This window comes from Lentzea sp. NPDC006480 (assembly GCF_040611995.1).
GTDB lineage: Bacteria > Actinomycetota > Actinomycetes > Mycobacteriales > Pseudonocardiaceae > Lentzea.
The window spans coordinates 75967-101332 of record NZ_JBEXPJ010000009.1 but is presented as its reverse complement, the minus strand read 5'-3'; the positions used below and the strand labels follow the sequence as shown (position 1 = coordinate 101332).

Genomic DNA, 25366 nt, shown 5'->3' with positions numbered 1-25366 from the left:
GGTTGCTGGGCTTCCCGGCGGCGACGAGGTGCGCGGCGACGTAAGGCCTCGTTAAGAAGTCGTCCTCGTTTGGACCAGAAGATGTTGGCTCAGAAGATGATGGTGAGGATGTCGCTCAGCGCGAACCAGATCGTCAGGATCACGCCGAGCAGGATCAGCCCGACCACCAGCACGGCCACCAGTCGCTGGTGGCCGGTCGTGCGGTTGGCGGAGTCGGCGAAGTCCTGCACGCCCTCGAGGTAGCCCTCGACCGTGTAACCGGGGCGCTGGCGCTTCATCTTGTCCAGGTGGTCGGCGAACGCCTGGGTCTCGGGGTCGTGCGGGTCGAGGCCGATCAGCTCCTCCTGGAACTTCTCGCTCTCGTCCTTCGAATCGCCCATAACCCCCAGAGTAGTGCCTGGGATCAACTGGCCAAGGCAAGCGAGGGCTTAACGGCACCAACGGTTCGGCCGTGTCCGAGGACCGGGACGGTCGCCAGGTCCTCCACCTTGCTCACGTCCACGCCGAGCCGCTTGAGCACCGCCACGATGACGACCGCGCGGGCGCGCGACGAGCCGTCGGCGATCTTCAACGCGACCCCCTCGCCGGTGGGCAGACCGACCGCGTAGACGCCCTCGGCGCCGTCCTTCGCGATGACGCCGGGCAAGGCGTCCATCAGCACGGTGACGTCACGGCCCGTACCGCCGACCCACTGCGGGAAGGCGTTCATGGCGGCGGCGACGCGGTGTTCGAGGGTGCCGGCCGGGGCAGCGGCGAGGCGGCCGAACGCGCGCGCCAGGCCCGTGAGGCTGATTGCGAAGATCGGGGCACCGCAGCCGTCGACGCCGACCTGGGCGACGGGTTCGCCGGCCACGTCCTCGATCGTCTCGCGGGTGGCGACCTGCAGCGGGTGCGTCGGGTCCAGGTACTCCCCGGTGGACCACCCGTTGGCGACGCAGGTGGCGAGCATGGCGGCGTGCTTGCCGGAGCAGTTCATGTACTTCGGGGCGGCGTCGAGGCCACGGGCGAGGTGCTGGGCGCGAGCGCTCTCGCCGAGTGGCATGTCGGCCGTGCACTGCAGGGCGGTCTCGTCCAGACCCGCTGACGCGAGGATCCGGAGCGCGCCCTCGACGTGGAAGTCCTCGCCGGAGTGCGACGCGCAGGCCAGCGCGAGCAGTTCACCGTCGAGGTCCAGGCCGCTGCGGAGCATCGCGAGGGCTTGCAGGGGCTTGTTCGACGAACGCGGGAACGCGACGTCGCCCGGCCGTCCGATTTCCAGGGTGGGGGTGCCGGCGGCGTCGGTGGCGACGACGGTGCCGTGGTGCACCGACTCCAGGAAGTCGCCGCGCCAGACCTCAGCCACAACCTCGTGTGCCATGCCACCCCTCCTGCCAGTCCGTAAAACTGCCAACTGTCGACAGTTGACAACGTGGCTAATGTAACCAGGAGACGGCCTGTGCCGTCCAGAGCAGGAGACGAACGTGACACCTCCGCTGCACCTCAGTCTTGCCGGGCAGGCCGTGGACGTCTTGCGCGAGCAGGTGCTCACTGGGGAAATCCCTCCAGGATCCCGGGTCAACGAGGTCGAGGTGGCGCAGAAGCTCGGCATCAGCCGCGGTCCGTTGCGCGAGGCGATCCGGCACCTGGCCTCCGAGGGCTTGCTGCAGCTGGTGCCGCACCGGGGCGCGTTCGTGCCCGACACCGACTCCGACGAGGTCAAGGCGCTGTTCGAACTGCGGACCGCGCTGGAGTGCGCGGCGGCGGAGCTGGCGGCCTCGCGGCGCACCGATGTGGATTTGGTGAGGCTCCACGAGGTGTGTGCGGAGAGCCGGCGCGACTACAAGGCGGGGCGGCAGTTCCCGTATCGGCTGGACCTCGCGTTCCACCAGACGCTCATCGACGCCGCGCGCAGCCCACGGATCGCCGAGCAGGTACGCCTCGTCCAGCAACGTGTCGTGCTCCTCCGCAGCACTCTGGCGGACGACCCTGGGCACACGCACGCGTCGATGGACGACCACGACGAACTCGTGAAGGCGATCGAGGACGGCGACGCCGCGCGGGCGTCCACGGTGATGCGGCGACACCTCTCTCGCGTGTGTGCGCAGATGCTGACCAGCTTGAACCGCTAGCGCCATGGCCGTGACCCGTGTCCCGTATTCGGTGGTCAGACGGGTGCATCGCGGTGCCGGCCCCACGTCCTCATCCTGGTTGGCTGTGGGCGTGGGGCCGGTGCCGTGAGGCGCCCCGCTGAGCGGCGAAGATGCGGCACGGGTCACGGCCATGGCGCTAATTTGGTCTCATGACGTTCGGCGCGCGGCTCGTTCACCACCGCAAGGCGGCCGGGCTCAGCCAGGAGGATCTCAGCGAGCGGTCCGGCGTCAGCGTCCACGCGATCAGCGACATGGAACGCGGCCGCGCCCGGTCACCTCAGCGGTGCACCACCGAGGCGTTGCTCGACGCCCTTGACCTGGACGAACACGACCGGGAGGAGCTGCGCAGGCTCGCCAGAGCGGGCCGGGTCGCGCCGCCTGGGCCGGTCCGGTCGCTGTCGATGTACGTGGCGGACCTCGTCGGCCGGGACCCGGAGCTGTTCACGATCGCCGAAAAGCGCAGTGGGCTCGTTGTCGTCCACGGTGCTGCGGGTACGGGTAAGACGAGCCTCGCCGTGAGGGCCGCCCATCTGCTTGAGGAGTGTTTTCCGGACGGTCAGCTGCTCATCGAACTGGAGGGGTCCACGCCGCCGCTGCAGCGGTTGCTGAAGGACCTCGGGGTGCCCGCTGAGCATCTGCCAGAGGACGAGCGTGGGCAGATCAGGCTCTACCGGTCGTTGCTCGCGGGACGGCGCCTACTGCTCGTGCTCGACGGGGCGGACTGTGAGGAGGAGGTCCACGCGCTCGCGGCCGACTCGCCTGGCTGCCTCACGGTCGTGACGTCCCGTCGACGGCTCACCGGACTCGTCGGTGCCACGTGGATCCGGCTCGGCGGCCTCACCGAAGAGGCCGCGCTGGAGCTGCTCGCGTCCATCATCGGAACCCAGCGTGTCGAGGCGGATCTCAGGACCGCGCGCGAGATCGTCAGGCTGTGCGGGATGTCGCCGCTCGCGTTGCGGATCGCGGGCAACCGGCTCGCCAGCCGCCCGCGCTGGCCGCTCGCGCACCTGGCCGAGCAGATCGAGGAACGCAGGCTGGCGGCCCTGACCGCCGGCGACCTGGAGGTCCGGGGCGCGTTCGAGGTGTCGCTCGCGCACCTGCCCGGCACCGCTCAGCTCGTGTTCCGCAGGCTGGGGCTGCTGATCGGCACGCACGTGACGCCGGAACTCGCCGCCGCGCTGGCCGGAATCGACGTCGCGGAGGCGGAACAGGCGTTGGAGGACCTCGCCGACGTGAGCCTGCTGGAGCCCGACGAGCGCGGGTACTCGATCCACGGCCTCGTCCGCACGTTCGCCAACGGCCTGATCGACGCCACGGACGACGACGCACGGCGCACGATGCTCGCCTCGCTCCTGGAAACCACCGTCACCGCCGGAGTCCTTTTCGGACAGACCGGTGACGCACGGCGCGTGGAGCCACGCGGCGAGATGGACCTCGCGACCGCGCGCCGGTGGCTGGACGAGCACCGCGACCTGATGCCCGAGATCGTCGAACAGGCGCAGGGCCAAGGAATGCACGACGACGTGGTGCGCGCGGTGATCGCACTCTCGCACTACGCCGCCATCGAACCGAGCCCGATCTGGGAACGCATCTACCGCACGGCACTGGATTCGGCGCGCGAACCGTGGCAGGAGATCGTGATCCGCGGCCAGCTCGGCTGGGTGCTGTTCGACGTGATGGGCCGCTCGGGCGACGCGCTGGAGGTGCTGACCCGCGCGGCGCGACGAGCCGAGGAGTCGGGGGAGACCGGGCACATCGGCTGGGTGTGGTTGATCGCGTCGGCCTCGCACAGCGGGCTCGGCGACCTCGACGAGGCGGAACGCGTGTGCCGCAAGGCGATCGAGTGGATGCGCGAACCGATGGACATCCTCTACGCGCGGTCGGTGCTCGGTGTGTTGTGGCAGCGCATGGGCCGTGCGGACGCCGCAGTCGCCGTGCACACAGAGGTCGCGAACGAACTGAGCACGTTCGCTCGCACCACTTATGAACTTTCCGCGCTCGGTCGCACTCTCTGGTGGCTCGGCCTCGCCCTGATGGACGCGCACAAGGCGGACGAAGCCGTGTCTGCGCTGACGGAAGCCGAAGAGGTCTATGCACGCGCACGGATGAAGTCGTGGCGTGCGCGCGCACAGTGGCACCGCGCCGAGGCGCACCGGCTCGCTGGCCGCCTCGCCGAGTCCGATGAGGACTTCAGGAAGGCCTTGGACGGGTTCCGCGCGTGCGGCGACGGCGTGAGAGAGATCCAGGCGATGCGCGCGCTGGCGGACAACGCCAAGTCACGGGGCGATGACAGCGCGTATCAAAATCATCTGCGAGACTCGCTCACGGCGTGCGAGCGGTGGGACACGGACGCCACGCGCAAGATCGCCGCCGAGGTGCGGGAGTGCCTGTCCTGGGAGTGACGGTCCAGAGGGTGAGGGAATGCGGGCAACCACCTTCAGCGAGTTCCTGAGGTTCTACCGGCGGCGTGCGAGCCTCACGCAGGAGGATCTCGCCGCGCGCACGGGCTTGAGCGTCCGCGCGCTGAGCGATCTCGAACGCGGCCGCGTGCAGACCCCGCAGACGCAGACGGTCGAGCTGCTGGTGACCGGACTCGGGCTCGACGAGGGGGAGACCCAGGAGTTCATCGCGCTCGCCAGGTCGCCGGAGATCTCCACGCCTCGCGCCGAACGCACGGATTGCGCGCCACCGCCCGCGAAGCCTTTGATCGGCCGCGCTCAGGAGCAACAGGACCTCGCCGACTGCATCGACCGCGCGGCCTCGTCGTGGGTGCTGGACGTCGTCGTCCTGCACGGACCGCCAGGCGTGGGCAAGACATCGCTCGCGGTCGACGCGGCCCACCGCTTCGCCGGCATGTTCGCCGACGGCCTGCTCTACCTCGACCTGCGCGGCATGGACGCCGCTCCGCTCACCCCGGAACGAGCGGCCGCGCGGGTGCTGCGGGCGTTCGGGGTGCCGGACTCGCGGATGCCGGCCGACGCCGACGACCGTTTCCGCCTCTACCGGTCGATGCTGCGCGAACGGACCGTGCTGCTCGTGCTCGACAACGCCGCGAACGAGGCGCAGGTGCGGCCGTTGCTCGCGGCCAGTCCTGGTTCGCTCGTGCTGGTGACCAGCCGGAACGTGCTGGCGGGCCTGGACTGCCGCTCTCGCCTGGGCCTCGGGCCGCTGAGTCACGAGGGAGCCGTCGAGCTGCTCGCCGCGGCGGCCGGTGCGGACCGGATCAACGCCGACCAGGAGGCTGCGGGCGTCGTCGCGTCGTTGTGCGGGGGAGTGCCGCTGGCGCTGGCCATCGCGGGACACCGGCTGACCGGCCGCACCACCTGGTCGTTGCGGCAGCTCTCCGACCAGCTCTCCGACCAGCGGGAACGCCTCGACGTGCTCGCGACCGGCGACGTCCAGGTGCGCACCGCGTTCGAGATGTCCTACCGCCAGCTCGCCCCGCAGACGCGGACGATCTTCCGCCGGCTCGCGCTGGTGCACGGCCCGGACACGTCCGTCGCACTGGCCGCGGTCGCCGCCGACATCCCGGCCGACGAAGCGGAGACGTTGCTGGAAGAGCTCGTCGACGCGTCGCTGCTGCGGCCGGAGGTTCCTGGCCGGTACTCGTGCCACGACCTGATTCGCGACTACGCGCGCGAACGCTTGCACAGCGAGGAGGCAGACCTCGAGACACACCGCCTGCGCACGCGCGATTGGCTGCTGACGACCGCAACGGCCGCCGCGTCGTCGTTCCACCCCGACGAGCAGGGTGCGTCCGACCTGGCGAGCGCGGACCGGTGGCTCTCGGCGGAACTGGCGAACTGGCGTGGCGCCTTTCGCGAGGCGATCGCCGACGGGGCACACGAGAAGGTGCTCGCGCTGGCTCGCTCGATGCACTGGTACTCCGACCATCGGGGCCCAGGCGAGCTGTGGCTGGAGGTGTACACAGCGGGCGTCGACGCCGCGCATGCACTCGGTATACAGGAGCAGGAAGCTCAACAGCTCAACTTCGTGTGCTGGGTGTATGCAGCTCGTGTACACAACATTCCGCTGGCCACCGCGACGCACGAGCGAGCCCTGCGCGTCGCGCAGGAGTGCGGTTCGGTGCTCGAAACCGCCTGGGCGCACTACTACCGCGCGGCGATCGAGACCCGCACGGGTGACCACGAGACGGGCGTGACCCATTCTCGCCGCGCCGCCGAGCTGTTCCGCGAGGCCGGGTCGCCGCTGGGGGTGGTGATCTCGCTGTCGTTCGCGGGAGTGCTGCTGACCCGGCTCGGCCGGCACGCTGACGCCGTCGCCACGCACCGCGCGTGCGTGGCCGAGGAACGGGCCAAGGGCGGTGTGTCCGACGAGAACGCGGCCCAACTGATGCTGCGCCTCGCGGACAGCCTCACCGCGGCGGGGGAGCACGAAGAGGCGCTCGCGGTGGCGGACCAGGCCGAAGCGCTCGTGGAGCCTTCGGTGACCGGCGTGCGTGCTCTTGTCCTGCACACCCGCGGTCTCGCGCTGCGCAACGCCGGACGCCTCGCCGAGGCTCGTGAGCAGCTGACCGCTGCCGCCGAGGGGATCGCCGACCCGGAGTCCAAGGTGTCCGTCCTGATCGCGCTCGCGGACGTCTGCGAGCGGATGAACGACCACGATTCGGCTACCCGGCATCGGGTGCGCGCGCTCGCGGAGTCCGACGGTCACGAGTCGCCTGGCATGGCCAGGTTGCAGCAGGACCTGGCCGCGGCGCTCAAGCTCTCAGCGTAGGACCGTGTCGAGGAACGCGTCCGCGTCGAAGTTCTCGGCACCGGGCGGCACCAGCCGGTAGCTGGCGTCGAGGAACTTCCGCAGCGTGCCGGTGGGCAGCCGGAACACCGTGACGTGCCGGTCGGAGATCAGCTCTAGCACCAGCGTGCGGCTGGCGTGCGGCCGCAGCCGGACGTCACCGAGACCGGCCGGCTTGGTCATGCCCTCGATCAGCAGGTCCCTGCCCATGATCCAGGTCGCGACCGCGCCGCCGGCGTGGAACCTCATCGTCACCGCGTACGGGTCCTCCGACTGGTAGAGCAGTTCCGTCTCGACCGGAGCGGTGGTGCCGTTCGGCCGGACGAAGTCGAAGACGGTGCGTGACGCGACCCGCATCGGGACTCCCTGAGGTGTTCGCCTGTGTTCAGCAGTTGTCACGTAATGGGTGCCGAATTGGTTCAAGGTGGGCCGTTGCCATTACCAATCGGATCGCCCCGGCAGTGGCCTGCCAGGCGTTTCGGCTGTGCGAACGGGCAGAGATGCGGAACTTTCTGCCGGTCGTTCTGCATGGTTCTGCGAGCCCTCTCGCGTTTTGCTGGACGGCATGGTCACCCCGCTGCGCCCCGGACTCGTCGAGGCCGTCGTGCGCCGGGCCGGTGGCGTGCTGGTGGGGCGGGAGCGGGAGATCGCCGCCTTGACAGCCGCGCTGGGTGGTGGGCGGTCGTGTGTCGTCCACGGGGCGGCGGGAATGGGCAAGAGCGCCTTGTTATGCGTCGCCTCCTCGATCGCGGTGCGCACCGGGATGCGGCCGGTGCGCGGGTTGCGGGCGTTGTCCGGGGGCGACACGTTGCTGCTGGTGGACGACGCCGAGCGGCTGTCGGCCGAGGAGACCGAGCGGCTGGCGCGGTTCCGGGGCGTCGTGGTGCTCGCCGGCGACTTCGACCCCGTGGCGCCGCCGCCGGGCCTGGTTGATCTCGTCGCGGGTGCCGTGCGGGTGCCGTTGCGACCTGTCGGCGCCGACGTGGTGGCCGAGATGATCCGGCGCCGGTTCGACGCCGAGGCCTCGCCCGAGCTGATCTCGTTGTGCCTGGACCACTGCGGTGGAGCGCCGGGCGTGCTGAACGATGTTCTCGATCTCCTGGAGCCCGGCGAGGTGTCCGCGGGTTCGTTGCGCGGCTTGCGGTCGCCGCGCCTGTTGCAGGCCGTGCGGCGGTACTGGCAGGTGCTGGACGCCGATGCCGTGACGGTGGCCCGTGCCCTGGCGGTGCTGGGGAGTGCGCCGCTGGACCTGCTGCGCGAGGTCGCCGGGATGGACTCCTGCGCGACACTGGCCGCGTTCGAACGTCTTGCCGACGCCCGGCTCGCTCTTGGTGAGCCGGTGCGGATCGTCTCGCCGGCGTTGAGTCAGGCGATCTGCCAGGAGATGGCACCGGACCTGCGCGAACGCCTGCATCGCGCGGCCGCGGAGGCGATGCACCGGCGCTGCGACCCGGTGACCGCGATGGCTGAGCACGTCGTGGCGTGCGCGGAACCCGTTGGGGCGCATTGGGTGGCGCCCGCGTTGCGAACGGCCGCGCGGCTGCACCGGGCAGCGGGACGGCCCGAGCAGGCGGTGCGGTGCCTGCGGGCGGCGTTGCGCGAGCCGATGAGCGGGCAGGTCGCCGCACAGGTGGCGATCGCGCTGGCGGATCTCCACCTGCGGTGCGGGATCGCCCCGCACGCGGACGAGCTGGCGCGGTGCTGGCAGCGGCTGTCGGCCGAGGGAAACCCCGATGGCGCCTTGGACTGGCTCGCCGCCGTGGTGCTCGACTGGCAGTGCGACGAGGACGTTCTCGGTGTGCCTGCTGGAGATGAAGGGCCACCGGAGTCGTACCGGGCCGTCGCGATGGCGATGAGTCCGTTGAGCGGGCCGCGGACAGCCGACTCACCGGCGTTGCGCGCGTTCTGGTCGGGCGAGGGTGCCGAGCAGGTGCTCGACGATCTTCCTGAGCACGCGATGCCGTCGCTCGTCCTTGCGGGGCTTGGACTTCTGCGCGGCGGGTCGTCTCGTGCGCTGCTGGATCTCCCGCTGCGGGACCGGCTCGTCGGCGCGGAGAACGACTGGCTGGTCGCGTTGGAGATGTGGGCGCACGGGGCGAGCGGCCGGCACGCCGAGGTGTTCCGGCTCATGCACTCGCTGGCCGGGCGCACCTCGCCCGCACGAGGGTGCGTGGCGCTGGCGGCGGCGGCGTTCGTTTCGTCCTGTGTGGACTGCGGACGGCTTGGCGAGGCTCGGGAGATGTTGGTGCGTCTCGGTTACACCGGCACGTTGTCGCCGGCGTGGGTGTGCATGATGTTGCTGCACCAGCGCGCGCGGCTGCACCTCGCGCTGGGCTCGCCGCGGGCCGCTCTGGCTGATGCCGAACGGGCCGGAGTCGTTGAGCTGGCCGAAGAAGCACGGGCGGCGTTGGTCGAACGACCGACACTGGTGCGTTGTGGCGCGTGGGGAAAGCTCACACCGCACGAGTCGCGCATCGTCGAGCTGGCGCTGGAAGGTGAGACGAACCGGGAGATCGCCACCCGGTTCAACGTCACCCAGCGAGCGGTCGAGCTGCATCTGACCCGCGTCTACCGCAAGGCCGGAATCAGCAGGCGGGTGCAGTTGTCTTCCGTCTTCGGTCCCATTTGAGACCCCATTTGAGATTCGTTGTCACCCAAACGGAGATGAACCGGGTGCGGTGATCCCGTCGTTCTTTGCCAACAACAGCAACGAAACGACGGGAGCCACACCATGTCTGCCAACAACGAGCCGATCGGGCCCGCCGCACCCGAGCACGACGTGCACGACGTGCTGCTGGGCACGATCACGTGGGACCAGTACCACGCTTCCCGCGCGGCTTAGAGCAGGTTGGAGCGGATGGCCCAGGCGACGGCGTGCACGCGGTTGCGCAGCCCGAACCGTTCGAGGAGCTGGTGCAGCGCGTACTTCACGGTCCGCTCCGAGCAGAACAGCCGCGCCGCGACCTCGGCGATCGTCGCGCCGTCGGCCAGCAGCCGCAGCAGCTGCAGATCGCGGTCGTTCAGCACCGTCGACCGCTCCTGCACGGCCTGTCCGGCGACGAGCAGCTTGATCAGGCGTTCGGCGTTGACGTCCGCGCGCCGCAAGGGGTTCGCGAGCCCGGCCTGAGCGGCGATCGAGGGTGTGAGGTCGTGCACCCGTGCGGCGATCACCACGATCCGCGGCGAGCCGATGGCCCGCAGCCGGGCCGCCTGCTGTGCGCACAGCTCGTTCACGACCGCGAGCAAGACGTGCGCGTCCGAACGTTCCTGCACCACCCGCACCCGCGGTGATGTCTTCAGCAGATGGGTCACACCGGCCGCGCTGATCAGGTCTCGGGACTCCACCGCAACGCGCACCGGTTCGATTCCGGAGTCCACGGTCGCCAGGGCACTACTCATGGCCCGATCGTCCGGAATTTCGGCGGCTGTCCACTTCGGAAAACCGAACCCATCCGATGACTACTTGTTCACCGCCCGCCGAGGTGCGGAACTCGCCGGTCGGCCAGTGCTCGATCCTGAGCTCGTCTCCCGGGAGCACCGGGGCGGTGAAGCGGGCGTGCAGTTCGGTGAAGTCCTTGCCGCGCACGGTGATTCCGAGCGTGCACAGGCCGTGCAGGATGGGGCGTGGGAAGCCCGCGCGTTGGGCGAACTCCGCGTCGTGGTGCATCGGGTTGACGTCGCCGGTCTCGCAGTACCTGAGCGCCTGGTCGGGTTTCGTGTGGAAGAAGCTGACCTCGGGCTCGGTGTCCGGGACGGTGAACTTCCCGGTCTCGCCGCGTTCGCCGCCGAAACCGCCTTCGCCCTTGAGGAAGCACGAGGAGCGGGTGCTCGCGTACTCCGACTCCCAGGTGCTGACGACCAGCGCTCCCGAGCCCTTGTCGTAGATGTCGGTGACGGTCTTGGTGACGACCGCGGAACCGCTTTCCGGCAGCGTTCTGCGCAGCCACAGCGACTGCTCGGCGTGCAGGACCTGGGTCATGTCGGCGCCGGTCAGCCCGAGCTGCGGGCCGCCGTGCTGCAGCAACGGGATGGCGAACGCGGGGGAGTAGCCGCCCGTCGCCGCCGCGTACACCTCGGCGTCGTCTCGCGACCAGGTGCGGACCTGTCGTTCGACGACGCCGAGGATCGCGTGGTTGAGCACTTGCCCAAGATAGAACTAACCGAGCGTGCCCCGGACGTTCGCGTGGCCCTTGAGGAGGTTGCGGGCGATCGTGCGACGCTGGATCTCGTCGGTGCCCTCGTAGATCCGCAGCAGCCGCAGCTCGCGGTACCAGCGCTCGATCGGCAGCTCACGCGTGTAGCCCATGCCGCCGTGGATCTGCAGGACGCGGTCGACGATCTCGTTGGCCTTGATGCCGCCGTAGAGCTTCGCGATGGACTGCGCCTGCCGCGAGTCCTGCTTCTGGTCGACGAGCCACGCGGCGTGCAGCACGAGCCAGCGCAACGCTTCGATCTCCACCGCCGAGTCCGCGATCATCCACTGGATCGCCTGGTACTCGGCGATGGGCTGGCCGAACGTGACGCGGTTCTTGGCCTGCTCGATGGCCATTTCCACCAGGCGTTCGACGGAGCCGAGCGCGCGGGCGGGCAGCAGGTAGCGGCCCTGGCCGATCCACTGCATGGCGAGGTTGAAGCCCTTGCCGAGCTCGCCGAGGATGTTCTCCTCCGGCACCCGCACGTTGTCGAACACCAGCGCCGCCGGACCCCACTGGCCCATGGTCGGAATGGGCTCGGACTTCCAGCCCATGTCGCGGTCGACGAGGAAGCACGTGACGCCGCCGTCCGCGCCCTTCTCCTTGTCGGTGATGGCGAAGACCATCACGAAGTCGGCCTCGTTGCCCTGCGTGATGAACGTCTTCTCGCCGTTGATCACCCACTCGTTGCCGTCTTTGACGGCGGTCGTGCGGATGGCCTTGGCGTCACTGCCGGCGCCGGGCTCGGTGATCGCGAAGCACGACACGCGCTCGCCGGAGATCGTCGGCAGCAGATAGCGCTGCTTCTGCTCCTCGTTGCCGTGGAACAGGATGTTGTCCGCGTAGCCGCCGAACCGGAACGGCACGAACGACCTGCCGAGCTCGGCCTCGATGAGCGCGGTCATCATGCCGCCGAGGCCCATGCCGCCGTACTCCTGCGGCGTCAGCACACCGAAGAACCCGGCCTGCTTCGCCTTGTCCTGCAGGGCTTTCAGCTCTTCCTTCGGCAGGCCCGGCTGGCCGGCGCGTTCGCGCCGCAGCACCTCCGGCTCCAGCGGGATGATCTCCTTGCGCACGAAGGTCCGCACCCAGTCGCGGATCTCCTTCTGCTCGTCGTCGAGCGTGAAGTCCATTGTTCTCTCCTTGAAGGAACGCCCTAGAAAAAGGCACTGATGCCGGTCAGCGCGCGGCCGATGAGCAGTTTCTGGATCTGGCTGGTGCCCTCGTAGAGGGTGGTGACGCGGGCGTCTCGCAGGTACTTGCCCACGGGGTACTCGTCGATGTAGCCGTAGCCGCCGAAGACCTGAATGGCGTTGTTGGCGACCTTCACCGCGGCCTCGCTGGCGTAGAGCTTCGCCATGCTGGCCTCGGTGCTGAACGGCTGGCCGCGGTCGGCCAGGTCGGCTACGCGCCAGGTCAGGAGCCTCGCGGCGTCGGTTTCCACGGCCATGTCGGCGATCAGTTCCTGGACCAGCTGGAAGCCCGCGATGGGCTTGCCGAACTGTTCACGTTCCCTGGAGTAGTTCAGCGCTGCCTCGAAGGCGCCTCTCGCTGCTCCGACACAGCCCGCGGCCACCGACATGCGGCCCTTGTCGAGTGCCTGCATCGCGAGTTTGAAGCCTTCTTCACTGAGCAGGGCGTCGTGGTCGACTTCGACGTCTTCGAGGGTGATCTCGGCGGTGGCCTGGCCGCGCATGCCGAGCTTGCCCTTGATCTCGGTGGCGGTGAAGCCTTTGGCGTCAGTGGGGACGAGGAACGCGCTGATGCCTTTCGGGCCTGGTCCGCCGGTTCGGGCGAAGACCAGGGCGACGTCCGCCCATGTGCCGTTGGTGATGAAGACCTTGCGGCCGTTGATGGTCCAGCCGTTGGCCGTCTTCGTGGCCTTGGTGGCGAGGCTGCCGGCGTCTGATCCGGTGCCGGGCTCGGTGAGGGCGAAGCAGCCGATCTGCGTGCCTTGCGTCAGACCGGGCAGCCAGCGTTGCTTCTGCTCCTCGGTGCCGTGTTTGGCGATCGACTTGGTGACCAGGCCGAGTGACACCGAGATGATGCCTCTCACCGCGGAGTCTCCGCGTGCGACCTCTTCGAGCATCAGGCAGTAAGCCAGGTTGTCGCCGCCTGAGCCGCCGTACTGCTCGTCGATGCCGAGCCCGAGGAACCCGACCTCGCCGAGCTGCTCGACCAGGTCGGAGTCGATGGCCTCCTCGCGGTCCCAGCGCGTGGCGTTGGGGACGATGCGCTCGTCAGTGAAGCGCCGCGCCAGCTCTTTCAGCTGCCGGTGTTCGTCCGAAAGCGTCAAGTCCACGGGTCCTCCTGAGAAACCGAACAGTGTTAGGTTAACCCACATGCCCCGGCCGAGCACCCCTCTGTTGAGCCCAGATCGCATCCGGTCGACAGCCCTGGCCATCATCGACCGCGACGGCCTGGACGGCCTCTCGATGCGCAAGCTGGCCGCTGAGCTGGGCGTTCAGGCGGCCTCGCTGTACGGGCACGTCCGTACGAAGGACCAGCTGCTGAACGACATCGCCTCGTCGATCCTGTCGTCGGTCGACGTCTCGGGCTTCGCGGTGGACTGGCGCATCGGCTTGGTGCAGTGCGCGCGCTCGTACCGTGCGGCTTTGTCGTCGCACCCGAACATCGTCCCGTTCCTGGCCTACGGTCCCGCCGGCCGCGACGAGTCGTTGCAACGCCTGGACCTGCTGCACGGCGCCCTGGTCTCCGCCGGCTGGTCGCGGCGCGAGGCCACGATGATCGCCGCCGGTCTGATGTACATCGTGTTCGGCTCCGCTTTGAGCTCGTTCTCCAGCGGTTTCTCGGCCGACCCCGCCGACTACTCGGACCGCTACCCGCACCTGGACCGCGCCCACCTGCTGCCGGGCGTCGCGCGCGAACTGGACCGCGACAGCTTCGAGTTGGCGCTCGCGGCGTTCGTCCGGGGCCTTTAGTGTTTCGGCGTGGCTTCCAAGGCGATCGAGCTTCAGGTCGGTGACCAGCTGGTGCGCGTGTCCAACCCGGACAAGCCGTACTTCCCCGCGCGCGGCATCACCAAGGGCCAGGTGGTCGAGTACTACCGCACGGTGGCGCCGTATCTGCTGACCGTGCTGCGCGATCGCCCTGTCGTCCTGAAGCGCTACGTCGACGGCGTGGAGGGCGAGGCGTTCTACCAGAAGCGCCTGCCCAAAGGGGCACCTGACTACGTGGAGACGGTGCAGGTCAAGTTCCCGTCCGGCCGGCCGGCCGACGAGATCTGCCCGACCTCCGAGGCCGTGATCGTGTGGGCCGCGAACCTGGGCACCTTCGACTTCCACCCGTGGCCGGTGCGTCGATCTGATGTCGATCACCCCGACGAGCTGCGCATCGACCTGGACCCGCAGCCCGGCACGGACTTCTCCGATGCCGCTCGGGTGGCTTCGGTGTTGCGCGAGGTGCTGGCTGACGCCGGGTTGACCGGCTACCCGAAGACCTCCGGTGGTCGCGGCATCCACGTGGCCGTGCGGATCCGTCCCGCGTGGGATTTCATCGACGTCCGCCATGCCGTGATCGCTCTGGCGCGCGAGGTGGAGAAGCGGGCGCCGTCGCTGGCGACTTCGGCGTGGTGGAAGGAAGAACGCGGTGAGCGCGTCTTCATCGACTTCAACCAGGCGGCCCGAGACCGCACGATCGCCTCGGCCTGGTCGGTGCGCGGGACTCCGCGCGCCACCGTCTCGACTCCCTGCACGTGGGACGAACTGTCCTCTGTGGACCCTGATGACTTCGACGTGCTGACCGTGCCGAAGTTCCTGGAGGAGCGCGGCAACCTGCACGCGGGGCTCGACTCCGAGGCGTTCGGCATCGAGACGCTGCTGGAGTGGTACGCCGCAGACCCGCGCGGTGAGATGCCGTACCCGCCGGACTATCCGAAGATGCCGGGCGAGCCGATGCGCGTCCAGCCCTCGCGCGCCCGCAAGCAGGACTGACAGCCATTTGTTGGTGCCGATCCTTCACCGTTGTGAGCCTGTGGCCGGAGCAGTGAGCCAACCGGCTGTATTGGGCACGGATGCAGCTGCCGACCTCGTAGACTGAGAGGAACGCGAGAGGAGGTCGCCATGTCCCAGCCCTATGTCGTGCGGTACGTCGGCGGTCCTCTCGACGGCCGGGTCGACTCGTTGCCCTCCACGCCGGAGGACCCGAAGCAGACCGTGACGTACGTGCACCTGCACGGCGGCCCCAAGATCGTGCACATCTACGACCTGGAGTACGCGGTCGAGTACGGATGTGAGTACCGGCTGCGCGGTGAAGAGGCCGAAGAAGCCTGAGCAACCCTCACGTGGACACGCACAGGCAATCAGGTTTACCGTACCTGTCATGAGAGCGCTCTCACACACTGTGGTGCGAGAGGAGAGTTCATGCACGTGCGGATTCGAGGAGCGATCGGCGTCGCGGCGGTGGCGATGTCGCTCGTAGCGGCGGGGCTTGTACTGGCCCAGCCAGGTGTGTCCCATGCCGGGCACGCTTACGTCTACAGCGCTGAGCAGGCGCGGGCGATGGTCGAGCAGCAGGCGATTCCGGGGTCGGAATTCCGGGCCAACTGCGGGTCCAGTCATCGCAGGCAAGATGACCCGATCGTGTTCCAGAACCAGCCCGGTGTCTCACACATGCACGAGTTCTTCGGCAACCGGACGACGAACGCGCAGTCGACGCTGACGTCGCTCAGGGCCGGGACGACGAACTGCAACCCGACCGCGGACAAGTCGGCGTACTGGGTGCCGACGCTGTACAAGAACGGGCAGGCGGTGGCGCCCGACAGCGTCACGATCTACTACCAGGGCATTCACGACCGGCAGAAGGCCGTCGCGTACCCGCAGGGCCTGCGGTACGTGGTGGGCAACTCGAAGGCCACGTCACCGGACCAGAACCCGGCGGCGCGGTGGTCGTGCACCACGCAGTCGCCGTCGGGCCGGGACTTCCTGAACTGCCCGGCCGGCACCAAAGTCGAGACATATCTGGACTTCCCGACCTGCTGGAACGGGCGGGACCTCGACTCGGCGAACCACCGCGACCACATGGCGTTCGCGGTCGGGCTCGTCTGTCCGGCGTCGCACCCGGTGGTGGTGCCGCGGCTGGAGTTCCTGATCACCTATCCGGTCAACGGGACCGGGTTGTCGCTGGGAGGAACGCTCAATGGTGTGAACGTGACCAGCGCGCCCGGTTACACGTTCCACGGGGACTTCATGAACGCGTGGGATCCCGCGGAACTCCAACGGCGCGTGGCCAACTGCATCAACGCCGGCTACATCTGCGGGACGGACGGAAACCCGTAGAGCTGATCTTGCCAACGGACCCGGTGCTCAGAATTGTCAGGGGTGTAGGGCATGCTGGGGCACAGGTGTTCGAACGGGCGGGAGGCAGCGCGATGGCGAAGAAGAGCGGGCTGTCGGCGGAGGACGTCGACAGCCTGCGCTCGCAGCTGGACGGAGGCACCCAGCCGCTGGTGTGGTTCACGGCGGCCGCGGTGGGCATGGAGCCGGGGAGGTCGGCGAAGCTCCTCGCCTTCACCGAACCGGAGGAAGGCGATTTCATCCAGGTTCGCCCGACCGGGTCGAAGGACGAGATGTCGTTCGGCCCTGCCGAGCTGACCCTGGAGAAACCGCCGCCGCGCAAGAAGGCCCCGGCCCCTGCGCCGCCGGAGCCGCCGCGAGAGACTGAGATCCTCCATCCCTACGTTCCGGAGGCGCCGGTGAAACCCGCGGCCCCCAAGCCGAAACCCGCTCCCGTGGTGGAAGCTCCGCCCCCTCCCGCGAAGCCCGCGCGCAAGCCCGCCTCGAAGGGCTCCACCCCCGAGGTCACGGTGACGCTCGTGTCCGCCGGCGAGGGCGAGTGGACCGTGGAGGTGATGCAGGGCTCCCGCAAGGCGATCCGCCCGACCCCGGTCTCACCGGCTTCCGTGTCCCAGGCGGCGAAGCTGCTGACGCCCGAGGTGGCCGAGATCGTCGAGGGCGTGCTGAACGCGGCGCGTGCTCAGCAACTCGCCCGCGTGGAGCAGTTGCGCGCCGAACTGGAGGCAGCGCAGAAGGCCTTGGACGACCTGGGCGCGTAGCGAAATCACGCGCTGCGACGCCTCGGTGGTTGTCCGCACGCGTTCGGGTGAGAGGGCTTCCCAGGGCTGGTGCCGGGGCGGACCGTGGGATGCGCGGAGGTCCCGCGCAGGTCCGGCTTGGAGGACGGGGAGGCCCTGATGGGTACGTGTGGGTGCTGTTCCGGGTGCACGGGTCCCGGCTGCGGCTGCTGTTCCAGCTGCTGACACGAAGATTCGCCTGGGGAGCTTTCCGCGTTCTGGCCGCGGGAGGCTCCCCACGTCGCATGAACTGCGATCATGACGACCCGAAAGGCCGATGCCGCGTAACCGGCCCGGCGCCCTGCGCGGCGCACACCCGAACGCGAGACCCGAGCGGTCCCAATGCTTTCCGGAGCCCATCCGCGGGCTTTCCTCCGCCACGTCGCTCGCGATCCTCCGCGTCGAGCAGGAAATCGGCGACTACTACGTCTTCGTCGACGTGGTGCACGCACGCGACGTACTCGAGCAGGTGCTGAAACGTCTACCTGTGCGCGCGAGGGCCGAGCTCGGACGGGTGGTGCGGCGCCTCGACATCGAGTTCGAGCGGCGCACCTTGCCCAATCCGCACGCCTGGAACCCCTTCTGGAACAACATCGACGTCCCCGCTGAGCGCCCGGATCCGTGGTGGTACGACAGGTTTCCCGGCGGCAGGTGGTCGGAGAGCCCCTAGCCGTCCGGCCGCGCTGACCGGGTAGCGCCCACCGAGGCGATCACGACGCAGCACACCGCAACCCATTGCGCGGGCTTGAGTTCCTCGCCGAGCAGCACCAATCCGGCCAGCGCGGCGACCGCCGGCTCCATCGACATCAGGATCCCGAACACGCGCGGAGGCATGCGCCGCAACGCTTCCAGCTCCAGCGAGTACGGAATCACCGACGACATCAACGCCACCGCGAACCCGGCGGCGAGCACCACGGGGTCGAGCATCGCGGTGCCGGCGGAAGTGATGCCGAACGGCAGCGCGATCACCGCGCCCACCACCATCGCCAGAGCGAGGCCCTTGCCGTCGGAGGTCTGGCTGCCGAGCCTGGCCGTCACCAGGATGTACGCGGCCCACAGAGCACCCGCGGCCAGCGCGAACAGCACGCCCGACAACGCCAGCCCGCCCTGCACGCGCGTCAGCAGCACCACACCGGTGCCCGCGAGCAACACCCACAGCCCGTCGAGCCACCGCCGTGACCCGAACACGGACACCGCCAGCGGACCGAGGAACTCGATCGTCACCGCGGCGCCGAGCGGGATGCGGGCGAGCGCGGCGTAGAAGCAGAGGTTCATCCCCGCGAGCACGACGCCATAAGTGACCACCACGGCCAGGGTCCGGCGGTCGAGGCGCAGGGACGGCCGCCAGATCACGACCAGCACGAGTGCGGCGACGACCAGGCGCAGCGTCACCGTCCCCGCCGCGCCCGCGACCGTGAAGAGCTGCTTCGCGACGGCCGCACCGACCTGGACGCTCACGATGCCGAGCAGCACCAGCGCGGTCGGCGGGATGCCGCCCATCAGCCGGGCGACGGGGAGCCGATCCGCGTGAGCCATGAGTCCCATCCTCACCCACGGTCCTGAGCCGGAGCACGCGAAATTCCACACACCGATCTGACTCACCGTTTTCTCACCTGCAGCGTGCGAGGCTCAACGTCGTCTAGCTGAGATAACGGAGGACATCTGTGCGTCGCGCTGCCTTGGCCCTACTGGCAGTGAGCGTGCTGACGGCGTGCAGCGCGGGTTACTCGAGCCGGCCGGTGATCGCGGTCAAGGGCGAGGAGAACCAGCCGGTCGACCAGAGCACGCTCGCGGGGCCGCAGCCCGTGCCGCCGCTCGGTGAGTACAAGAAGGACTCGCTGGGCTGGTCGTCGTGCAACGAGCAGATGAAGGACCGCCTCGGCGCCGACGCACCCCAGGGCGACCAGACCTACGAGTGCTCGCGCATGACGGTGGTGCTCGACCCGCCAGGACGTCCCGGCCGCGGCACGCTCGGCATCGCGTTGATGCGCGTCGGCACCGGCAAGAGCGCGCTGGTCGTGGTCAACGACCCCGGCGGCGAACCCGGCACGTTGAAGGCCGCGCGGCTCGCGGCGTCGTTGCCGAAGGACATCCTCAGCACGTACACGATCATCGGCATGGACCGGCGCGGCACGGGCCGTTCGGACGGCATGTCGTGCGTGCCGCCGGCAACGCGCGCGCAGCTCGTCGAGTACGACCCCGCCGAGACCGAGCAGTCGAACCTCGTCGTCGCCGCCGGTGAGGCCGCCCAGGAATGCGTGCTCGACCTCGAAGGCAGGCTGACCGCGTTCGACTCGTGGCGCGCGGCCGCCGACCTCGAACGCCTCCGCGACTACCTCGGCACCGACCGCCTCAACGCCGTCGGCCTCGGCGAGGGCTCGCGCGTCCTCACCACCTACGCCCAGCGCTACCCGGCCCGCATCGGCCGCATGGTGCTCGACGGCGCCCCGGACCCGACGCTCGACCAGGTCGGCGTCCTGGAGTCCCGTGCCGTCGCGGCCGAGGCGACGCTCGACGCGTTCGCCACCGACTGCAAGACCCGCGGCTGCGCGCTGGCGAACCCGCGCGAGGACGTCCAGGCACTCGTCACCCAGCTGCGCACCGGACGCGTGCGCGGCGAGTACGTCGACCTCACGCCCGGCTCGGCGCTGAACGCGATCCTGGCCGGCCTGGCCGAACGCCCGCGCTGGCCGCAGCTGGCCGACGCGATCGTGAAGGCGCGCGCGGGCGACGGCAGCGGCCTGTTCACCCTGCTCGACCCGGTCGTGAACGACCTCGACGAGAACCCGCCCCGCCTCGACGCGGGCCTGGTGATCGGCTGCAACGACACCTCGACCCGGATCCCGCCGGACCGCGTGAAGGCACTGGGCGCCGACTGGCAGGGCAAGTACAAGCTGTTCGGCACCCTGTTCGCCCGCCAGCTGCTGTACTGCAACCCGTTCCCGCCGCCCAAGACCGAGAAGGTCGACGCCCTGAAGAGCGCGCCGCCGATCGTCGTCCTCAGCACGGCCAACGACGTCTCCACGCCCGCGCCGGGCACCGAGCACACGGCGCAGCGGTTGCCGGGATCGGCGTTGATCGGGTGGCAGGGGAGTGGGCACGGGGCGTTGACGCTCTCCGGCTGTGCGACGACCGCGGTGCGCGACTACCTGGTCGACGCGAAGGTGCCGTCGAACGGCACCGTCTGCCCGCCGTGACCTGCCCGGAGCCGCTCTACGGCACCTGGTCCCGCTAGTCCGTCCGAACGTGCCTTTCGCTCGGAACACAACTGGGATGGCCGATTTCTGGCGCAGGACGCTAGCGGGCGCGCAGTTCGCCCTTCAGAACTGAGGCGACGTCGTAGCGGGCCGGGATCTCCAGCTGGTCGTAGCGGCACGACAGCGGCTCGCGGTCCGGGCGCCACCGGGCGAACTGGCCGTTGTGCCGCAGGCGCACGGGGTGTTCGCCCTCGGTCTGGGTGTAGTGGATCTCCACGACGCGTTCGGGGCGCAGCGCCACGTACTCCGCCTGCTTGCCGCGCCACCGGTTGATCTCGCCCGGGATCCGTTGGCCTGGCTGAGGATTCGCCCACGGGTGGTCGTCGGACTCCGTGATCAACGGGGCCAGCTCGGTGGCCAGGGAGCGGCGTTCGGCTGCCTTGAAGGAGCCGCAGACGCCGATGTGGTGCAGCAGGTCGTTCGAGTCGTAGACGCCGAGGAGCAGCGAGCCGACGGCGGTGCCGGGCTCGGTGTCCTTGTGCCAGCGCAGGCCCGCCAGGACCACGTCGGCGGTGCGGGCGTGCTTGACCTTGATCATCGAGCGCTTGCCCGGCGTGTACGGGCCGTCGGCGGGCTTGCCCATCACGCCGTCCAGGCCCGCGCCTTCGAAGAGCGTGAACCACTGGCGCGCGGTCTCGACCGAGGTCGTGGCGGGCGTGATGTTCAGGCCGGGCAGCTCCAGCAAAGCGGCCCTGCGCGCGGTGGTCGGCTGTTCCAGCAGCACTTCGGAGCCCAACGCGAGCAGGTCGAACGCGACGAACGTGGCCGGCGTCGACTCGGACAGCATCGCCACGCGTGAGGCGGCCGGGTGGATGCGCTCGGACAAGGCGTCGAAGTCGAGCTCGTCGTTCTTCGCCACCACGAGCTCGCCGTCGACGACCGCCTTCGAGGGCATCACGTCGAGCATCGAGGCGACGACCTCGGGGAAGTAGCGGTTGAGCGGTTTGCCGCTGCGGGACTGCAGGAGGACCTCGTCGCCGGAGCGGAACACCACGCAGCGGAAGCCGTCCCACTTCGGCTCGAACACCAGGTCGGCGTTATCCGGTATCCCGTCGACCGCGGTGGCGAGCATGGGCTGCAGAGGCGGCGTCAGCGGTAGGTCCACGCGCACATCCTGCCTCTTCAGCTGGAATTGCGCCGCTGATACCGCAGCAACAGCACGTCGTCCGCCCGCAGCACGGACGCCAGCTCCAGGTCCACGGGCGGGATCACGGGGCCGTGGGCGATCCGAGACGAGTCGCCGACCGTGAGCAGTGGTGACATGGTCAGGTTCACGGCGTCGACCAGGCCGGCGGCGATCATCGACCCGAACAGCCGCGGGCCGCCTTCGAGGTTGATCTTGTGCAGGCCCCGCGAGGCCAGTTCGGCCACCGCCAGCGCAAGATCGACCTCGGTCTCCCCGGCCACGATCACGTCGGCGGGCAGGTCAGGCAGCTGCGCGGACGCGCAGGTGATCACGATCGGGCGGACGGCGGGGTCGCTGAACAACGGCAGATCCGCGGTCAGCGTGCCGCGGGCGGTCACCACGGCGATCGGCAGCTTCGCCGAAGCGCGGTAACCCTCGATCAGCACGGTGCCGGCGCCGACCATCACGACGTCGGCCAGCGTGCGGCCGAGCGTGAAGATCTGCTTGTCGGCCGGTGAACCGAGGCCCGCGGAGCGTCCGTCGACCGACACCGCACCGTCCACGCTGGACACGAAGTTCGCGATCACCCACGTCCGGTCCGCCGGATAGCCGTACAGGGACTCGAGGGCTGTGTCGGTCATCTCAACGCCCGGTGAGGGCCACAACATCTGCACGTTCCCATCCCATCACGCCGATAAGGTGCGGGCATGCGCTTGTCCGACCGGGATCCCCAGATCGGGGCCGACGAACTGATCGAGAACCTGGTGCCGCCGCCGAGGTTCGGCAAGGTCAGCTTCGACAGCTACGTCCCCAACCCGGACGAGCCCAGCCAGGCCGCCGCGGTCGAGGCCGGGCGCCTGTTCGCCGCCCGCGTGAGCCTGACGAAGCGCAAGAAGTGGTCGCTGTTCGGCAAGCCCGAGGAAGAAGGCAAGCTGGGGCTGTACCTCGACGGCGGCTTCGGCGTCGGCAAGACCCACCTGCTCGCAAGCCTCTGGCACGCCGTCCCGGGCCCCAAGGCGTACGGGACGTTCGTCGAGCTGACCAACCTCGTCGGCGTGCTGACCTTCCCGGAGGCGGTCAAGCGACTCAGCGCGCACAAGCTCCTCGCGATCGACGAGTTCGAGCTCGACGACCCCGGCGACACCATGCTCGTCACGCGCCTGATCAAGGAGCTGACCGCGCACGGCGTGTTCATCGCCGCCACCTCGAACACGCTGCCCGACAAGCTCGGCGAGGGCCGGTTCGCCGCCGCGGACTTCCTGCGCGAGATCCAGTCGATGTCGTCGAAGTTCGACGTCGTGCGCGTCGACGGCCCCGACTACCGCCACCGCGGCCTGCCGGACGCCCCCGCGCCGATGCAAGACGATGAACTGGTTGTCAGAGCCTCCAACACCGAGGGCTCGACCATCGACGACTTCGACGACCTGTGCAAGGCGCTCGCCCGCATCCACCCCTCCAAGTACGGCAGGCTGCTGGACGGCGTCACGGCCGTGCACCTCAAGGACGTCAAGCCGGCGCCCGACCAGAACGTCGGGCTGCGCCTCGTGGCGTTCGGCGACCGGCTCTACGACCGCGACATCCCCGTCGCGGTGTCGGGACAGCCGCTGTCGGAGCTGTTCACCGACGAGATGCTGCGCGGCGGCTATCGCAAGAAGTACCTCCGCGCGGTCTCCCGCCTGGTCGCGCTGAGCCGCTGATCTTGCTCTCCGCCGGAAATGCGGCGGGTATGACCAAGTCCGAGTTTGACTAAGGCGGCGTTCGAGTATCCACTGGGTGACGAGCGGGAACTTTGACGTCCCGACGCCTTCCGGAGGCACCGATGCTGAGTGAAGCTGAACGCCGCTCGCTCGAGGAGATCGAGCAGCGGTTGCTGGCCGAAGAACCGAGACTCGCTCGCACCATGAACCGCAAGGTGCGACCGTGGCTGTTCTACTCCCTGCTGCTCGTCTTCGGTGGCCTCACGGTGCTGCTGACGGTGATCGGCGCGTTCGGTCCCGCGTTCCAGTGTCTGCTGGTCACGGCCGTCGCACTGGTGCTGCGCAAGTACCCGCTGCGCCTCCGGTAGCGGAAACTCGCTGGCGTCCGGAACCGGGCAAGCCCGACCATCTGCGGCGTGGGTTATCTGGAAGCGAACGGGCTCGCGTACGCCTTGCCTGATGGCAGGGAGCTGTTCCGCGACGTCTCGTTCAAGGTGAGCGGCGGCACGGTCGTCGCGCTGGTCGGTGCCAACGGCGTGGGCAAGACGACGCTGCAGCGCATCCTCTCCGGCGAGCTCACGCCCAGGCAGGGCAGCGTGCACGTGCAGGGCGGCCTCGCGGTGATGCCGCAGTTCATCGGCTCGGTGCGGGACGAGTCGCTCGTCCGCGACCTGCTGCTCTCCGTCGCACCTCAAGCGCTCCAGAACGCCGCTCATGAGCTTGACGAGGCCGAGCTCGCGTTGATGGACACCGACGACGAAGCCGCCCAGATGCGCTATGCCAACGCGTTGACCACCTACGGCGAGGCGGGCGGTTACGACATCGAGGTCCTCTGGGACACCGTCACCGTTGCTGCGCTGGGTCTGCCCTATGACCGCGCACGGTTCCGCGAGGTCCGCACGCTGTCAGGCGGCGAACAGAAACGCTTGGTTCTGGAAACGTTGTTGCGCGGCCACGAGCAGGTGCTGCTGCTCGACGAGCCCGACAACTACCTGGACGTCCCCGGCAAGCGCTGGCTGGAAGATCGTCTCCGGGCCACCGACAAGGCCGTGTTCGTGGTTTCGCACGACCGCGAACTGCTCGCCAACGCCGCCACGCACGTCGTCACGGTCGAAGCGCACTCGGCGTGGACCCATCCTGGCTCGTTCGGCACGTGGCACGCCGCGCGGCACAAGCGCATCGAGAAGCTGCGCGAAGACCACCGCCGTTGGAACGAAGAGCACGAGCGGCTGAAAGAGCTCGTGCGGACGTTGCAGCAGCAGGCGAAGTACTACGAGTCGATGGCGCCCAAGTACCGCGTCATGTGTGGGCGCCTCGAACGGTTCGAGGAGGCGGGGCCGCCGCCGGAGATCCCTCAGGACGAGACGGTCAACCCTCGGCTCAAGGGCGGCCGCACGGGCGTTCGTGCGATCACGTGCGAAGAGCTGGAGCTGACCGGGCTGATGAAGCCGTTCTCGCAGGAGATCTTCTTCGGCGACCGGGTGGCCGTGCTCGGCTCGAACGGCTCGGGCAAGAGCCACTTCCTGCGCCTGCTGGGCGGAGATCAAGTCCGCACGTCGGGTGCGTGGAAGCTCGGCGCGCGCGTGGTGCCCGGACTGTTCGCACAGACGCACGAGCACCCCGAGTGGCTCGGCCGCTCTCTCGTGGACATCCTCTGGCACGGCGAGGGGCAACGGTCAGGCAAGGACCGTGGCGCCGCGATGTCGGTGTTGAGCCGCTACGGGCTCGACAAGGCCGGTGACCAGCGGTTCGAGAACCTCTCGGGAGGGCAGCAGGCCCGGTTCCAGATCCTGTTGCTGGAGCTGTCCGGGGCGACGCTGCTGTTGCTCGACGAGCCGACGGACAACCTCGACCTGGCGTCGGCGGAGGCGTTGCAGAACGCGTTGAACGACTTCGAAGGCACGGTCGTCGCGGTCACGCACGACAGGTGGTTCGCGAAGTCGTTCGACCGGTTCCTGCACTTCCGCGCGGACGGCAGAGTGTCCGAAGTGGACGAACCGGTCTGGACGTAGTTTTCACCCGAACGAGCGCAGGCTTGGAGGATTCCCAGCAATAGCGTCGAAGGTTATGACTGCGTTCACCTCCACCGCGTACAGCCGGGACCTGTCGCCCAGGTGC

Annotated in this window: 24 protein-coding genes; 14 read left to right on the top strand and 10 right to left on the bottom strand. The window is 69.1% G+C overall.

The window, feature by feature from the left end; translation table 11 throughout:
- Window positions 1-89 precede the first annotated feature (89 nt).
- Together ABZX92_RS06295 and ABZX92_RS06290 are read right to left on the bottom strand one after the other, a co-directional pair.
- A complete protein-coding gene (locus ABZX92_RS06295) occupies window positions 90-380 on the bottom strand; it encodes a hypothetical protein (protein ID WP_355554652.1) in 291 nt (96 codons plus the stop codon).
- Window positions 381-403: 23 nt separating this feature from the next.
- Window positions 404-1357, bottom strand: coding sequence for an asparaginase (locus tag ABZX92_RS06290; protein WP_355554650.1), 954 nt, complete (start codon window positions 1355-1357; stop codon window positions 404-406).
- A 103-nt stretch (window positions 1358-1460) separates the two neighbouring features.
- On the opposite strand from ABZX92_RS06290, the gene ABZX92_RS06285 reads away from it, so the two are divergent.
- The 3 genes from ABZX92_RS06285 (at window position 1461) to ABZX92_RS06275 (ending at window position 6866) form a co-directional block, all read left to right on the top strand.
- Entirely contained in the window at window positions 1461-2108 is a 648-nt protein-coding gene (locus ABZX92_RS06285; protein ID WP_355554648.1) for a GntR family transcriptional regulator, read from the top strand.
- 170 nt (window positions 2109-2278) lie between these two features.
- A complete protein-coding gene (locus tag ABZX92_RS06280) occupies window positions 2279-4531 on the top strand; it encodes a helix-turn-helix domain-containing protein (protein WP_355554646.1) in 2253 nt (750 codons plus the stop codon).
- Between the two features lie 19 nt (window positions 4532-4550).
- The gene (locus tag ABZX92_RS06275; RefSeq protein WP_355554644.1) at window positions 4551-6866 is read left to right on the top strand and encodes a tetratricopeptide repeat protein; all 2316 of its coding nucleotides are present in this window, start codon (window positions 4551-4553) and stop codon (window positions 6864-6866) included.
- On the opposite strand, the gene ABZX92_RS06270 is transcribed toward ABZX92_RS06275, so the two are convergent.
- Entirely contained in the window at window positions 6858-7241 is a 384-nt protein-coding gene (locus ABZX92_RS06270) for an SsgA family sporulation/cell division regulator (protein WP_355554642.1), read from the bottom strand. The genes ABZX92_RS06275 and ABZX92_RS06270 overlap by 9 nt on opposite strands.
- A gap of 208 nt (window positions 7242-7449) precedes the next feature.
- Between ABZX92_RS06270 and ABZX92_RS06265 the strand changes: the two genes are divergently transcribed.
- On the top strand, window positions 7450-9513 hold the full coding sequence (locus ABZX92_RS06265) for a LuxR C-terminal-related transcriptional regulator (RefSeq protein WP_355554640.1): 2064 nt from the start codon (window positions 7450-7452) through the stop codon (window positions 9511-9513).
- Between the two features lie 209 nt (window positions 9514-9722).
- Here ABZX92_RS06265 and ABZX92_RS06260 read toward each other — a convergent pair whose 3' ends face one another.
- The 4 genes from ABZX92_RS06260 to ABZX92_RS06245 are packed head-to-tail and all read right to left on the bottom strand — an operon-like array spanning window position 9723 to window position 13379.
- Window positions 9723-10283: a helix-turn-helix transcriptional regulator gene (locus ABZX92_RS06260; RefSeq protein WP_355554638.1), complete on the bottom strand. Its 561-nt coding sequence runs from the start codon at window positions 10281-10283 to the stop codon at window positions 9723-9725.
- Window positions 10276-11025: a MaoC/PaaZ C-terminal domain-containing protein gene (locus ABZX92_RS06255; protein ID WP_355554636.1), complete on the bottom strand. Its 750-nt coding sequence runs from the start codon at window positions 11023-11025 to the stop codon at window positions 10276-10278. The genes ABZX92_RS06260 and ABZX92_RS06255 overlap by 8 nt, the downstream gene beginning before the upstream one ends.
- A 15-nt stretch (window positions 11026-11040) precedes the next feature.
- The gene (locus tag ABZX92_RS06250; RefSeq protein WP_355554634.1) at window positions 11041-12210 is read right to left on the bottom strand and encodes an acyl-CoA dehydrogenase family protein; all 1170 of its coding nucleotides are present in this window, start codon (window positions 12208-12210) and stop codon (window positions 11041-11043) included.
- 23 nt (window positions 12211-12233) lie between these two features.
- Window positions 12234-13379 carry an acyl-CoA dehydrogenase family protein gene (locus ABZX92_RS06245; RefSeq protein ID WP_355554632.1) on the bottom strand — a complete coding sequence of 382 codons (1146 nt, stop codon included), beginning with the start codon at window positions 13377-13379 and terminating at the stop codon, window positions 12234-12236.
- Between the two features lie 64 nt (window positions 13380-13443).
- On the opposite strand from ABZX92_RS06245, the gene ABZX92_RS06240 reads away from it, so the two are divergent.
- The 6 genes from ABZX92_RS06240 to ABZX92_RS06215 all read left to right on the top strand — a co-directional run bounded on the left by ABZX92_RS06240 (window position 13444) and on the right by ABZX92_RS06215 (window position 17838).
- The gene (locus ABZX92_RS06240; protein WP_355554630.1) at window positions 13444-14019 is read left to right on the top strand and encodes a TetR family transcriptional regulator; all 576 of its coding nucleotides are present in this window, start codon (window positions 13444-13446) and stop codon (window positions 14017-14019) included.
- Between the two features lie 9 nt (window positions 14020-14028).
- Window positions 14029-15030 carry a non-homologous end-joining DNA ligase gene (ligD, locus tag ABZX92_RS06235; RefSeq protein WP_355554628.1) on the top strand — a complete coding sequence of 334 codons (1002 nt, stop codon included), beginning with the start codon at window positions 14029-14031 and terminating at the stop codon, window positions 15028-15030.
- Between the two features lie 129 nt (window positions 15031-15159).
- Window positions 15160-15369, top strand: coding sequence for a hypothetical protein (locus ABZX92_RS06230; protein ID WP_045314923.1), 210 nt, complete (start codon window positions 15160-15162; stop codon window positions 15367-15369).
- 90 nt (window positions 15370-15459) lie between these two features.
- Entirely contained in the window at window positions 15460-16374 is a 915-nt protein-coding gene (locus ABZX92_RS06225) for a DUF1996 domain-containing protein (RefSeq protein ID WP_355554626.1), read from the top strand.
- Window positions 16375-16466: 92 nt separating this feature from the next.
- Window positions 16467-17150, top strand: a complete 684-nt coding sequence (locus tag ABZX92_RS06220) for a DUF6319 family protein (RefSeq protein WP_355554624.1) — start codon at window positions 16467-16469, stop codon at window positions 17148-17150.
- A gap of 295 nt (window positions 17151-17445) precedes the next feature.
- Window positions 17446-17838 carry a hypothetical protein gene (locus ABZX92_RS06215; RefSeq protein ID WP_355554622.1) on the top strand — a complete coding sequence of 131 codons (393 nt, stop codon included), beginning with the start codon at window positions 17446-17448 and terminating at the stop codon, window positions 17836-17838.
- Here ABZX92_RS06215 and ABZX92_RS06210 read toward each other — a convergent pair.
- Window positions 17835-18704 carry an EamA family transporter gene (locus ABZX92_RS06210; protein ID WP_355554620.1) on the bottom strand — a complete coding sequence of 290 codons (870 nt, stop codon included), beginning with the start codon at window positions 18702-18704 and terminating at the stop codon, window positions 17835-17837. The genes ABZX92_RS06215 and ABZX92_RS06210 overlap by 4 nt on opposite strands.
- A gap of 158 nt (window positions 18705-18862) precedes the next feature.
- Here ABZX92_RS06210 and ABZX92_RS06205 point away from each other — a divergent pair, with 158 nt between their 5' ends.
- The gene (locus ABZX92_RS06205; RefSeq protein WP_355554618.1) at window positions 18863-20365 is read left to right on the top strand and encodes an alpha/beta fold hydrolase; all 1503 of its coding nucleotides are present in this window, start codon (window positions 18863-18865) and stop codon (window positions 20363-20365) included.
- Between the two features lie 100 nt (window positions 20366-20465).
- On the opposite strand, the gene ABZX92_RS06200 is transcribed toward ABZX92_RS06205, so the two are convergent.
- Both ABZX92_RS06200 and ABZX92_RS06195 read right to left on the bottom strand, forming a co-directional pair.
- A complete protein-coding gene (locus ABZX92_RS06200; RefSeq protein WP_355554616.1) occupies window positions 20466-21530 on the bottom strand; it encodes an ATP-dependent DNA ligase in 1065 nt (354 codons plus the stop codon).
- 17 nt (window positions 21531-21547) lie between these two features.
- Window positions 21548-22192 (bottom strand): dihydrofolate reductase family protein, encoded by a 645-nt coding sequence (locus ABZX92_RS06195; protein WP_355554614.1) that lies wholly within the window; start codon window positions 22190-22192, stop codon window positions 21548-21550.
- Window positions 22193-22258: 66 nt separating this feature from the next.
- Here ABZX92_RS06195 and zapE point away from each other — a divergent pair, with 66 nt between their 5' ends.
- The 3 genes from zapE to ABZX92_RS06180 all read left to right on the top strand — a co-directional run bounded on the left by zapE (window position 22259) and on the right by ABZX92_RS06180 (window position 25260).
- Window positions 22259-23248, top strand: coding sequence for a cell division protein ZapE (zapE, locus tag ABZX92_RS06190; protein WP_355554612.1), 990 nt, complete (start codon window positions 22259-22261; stop codon window positions 23246-23248).
- Between the two features lie 122 nt (window positions 23249-23370).
- Window positions 23371-23616, top strand: coding sequence for a DUF3040 domain-containing protein (locus tag ABZX92_RS06185; protein WP_355554610.1), 246 nt, complete (start codon window positions 23371-23373; stop codon window positions 23614-23616).
- Window positions 23617-23664: 48 nt separating this feature from the next.
- Window positions 23665-25260, top strand: a complete 1596-nt coding sequence (locus ABZX92_RS06180) for an ATP-binding cassette domain-containing protein (protein ID WP_355554608.1) — start codon at window positions 23665-23667, stop codon at window positions 25258-25260.
- Window positions 25261-25366 lie beyond the last annotated feature (106 nt).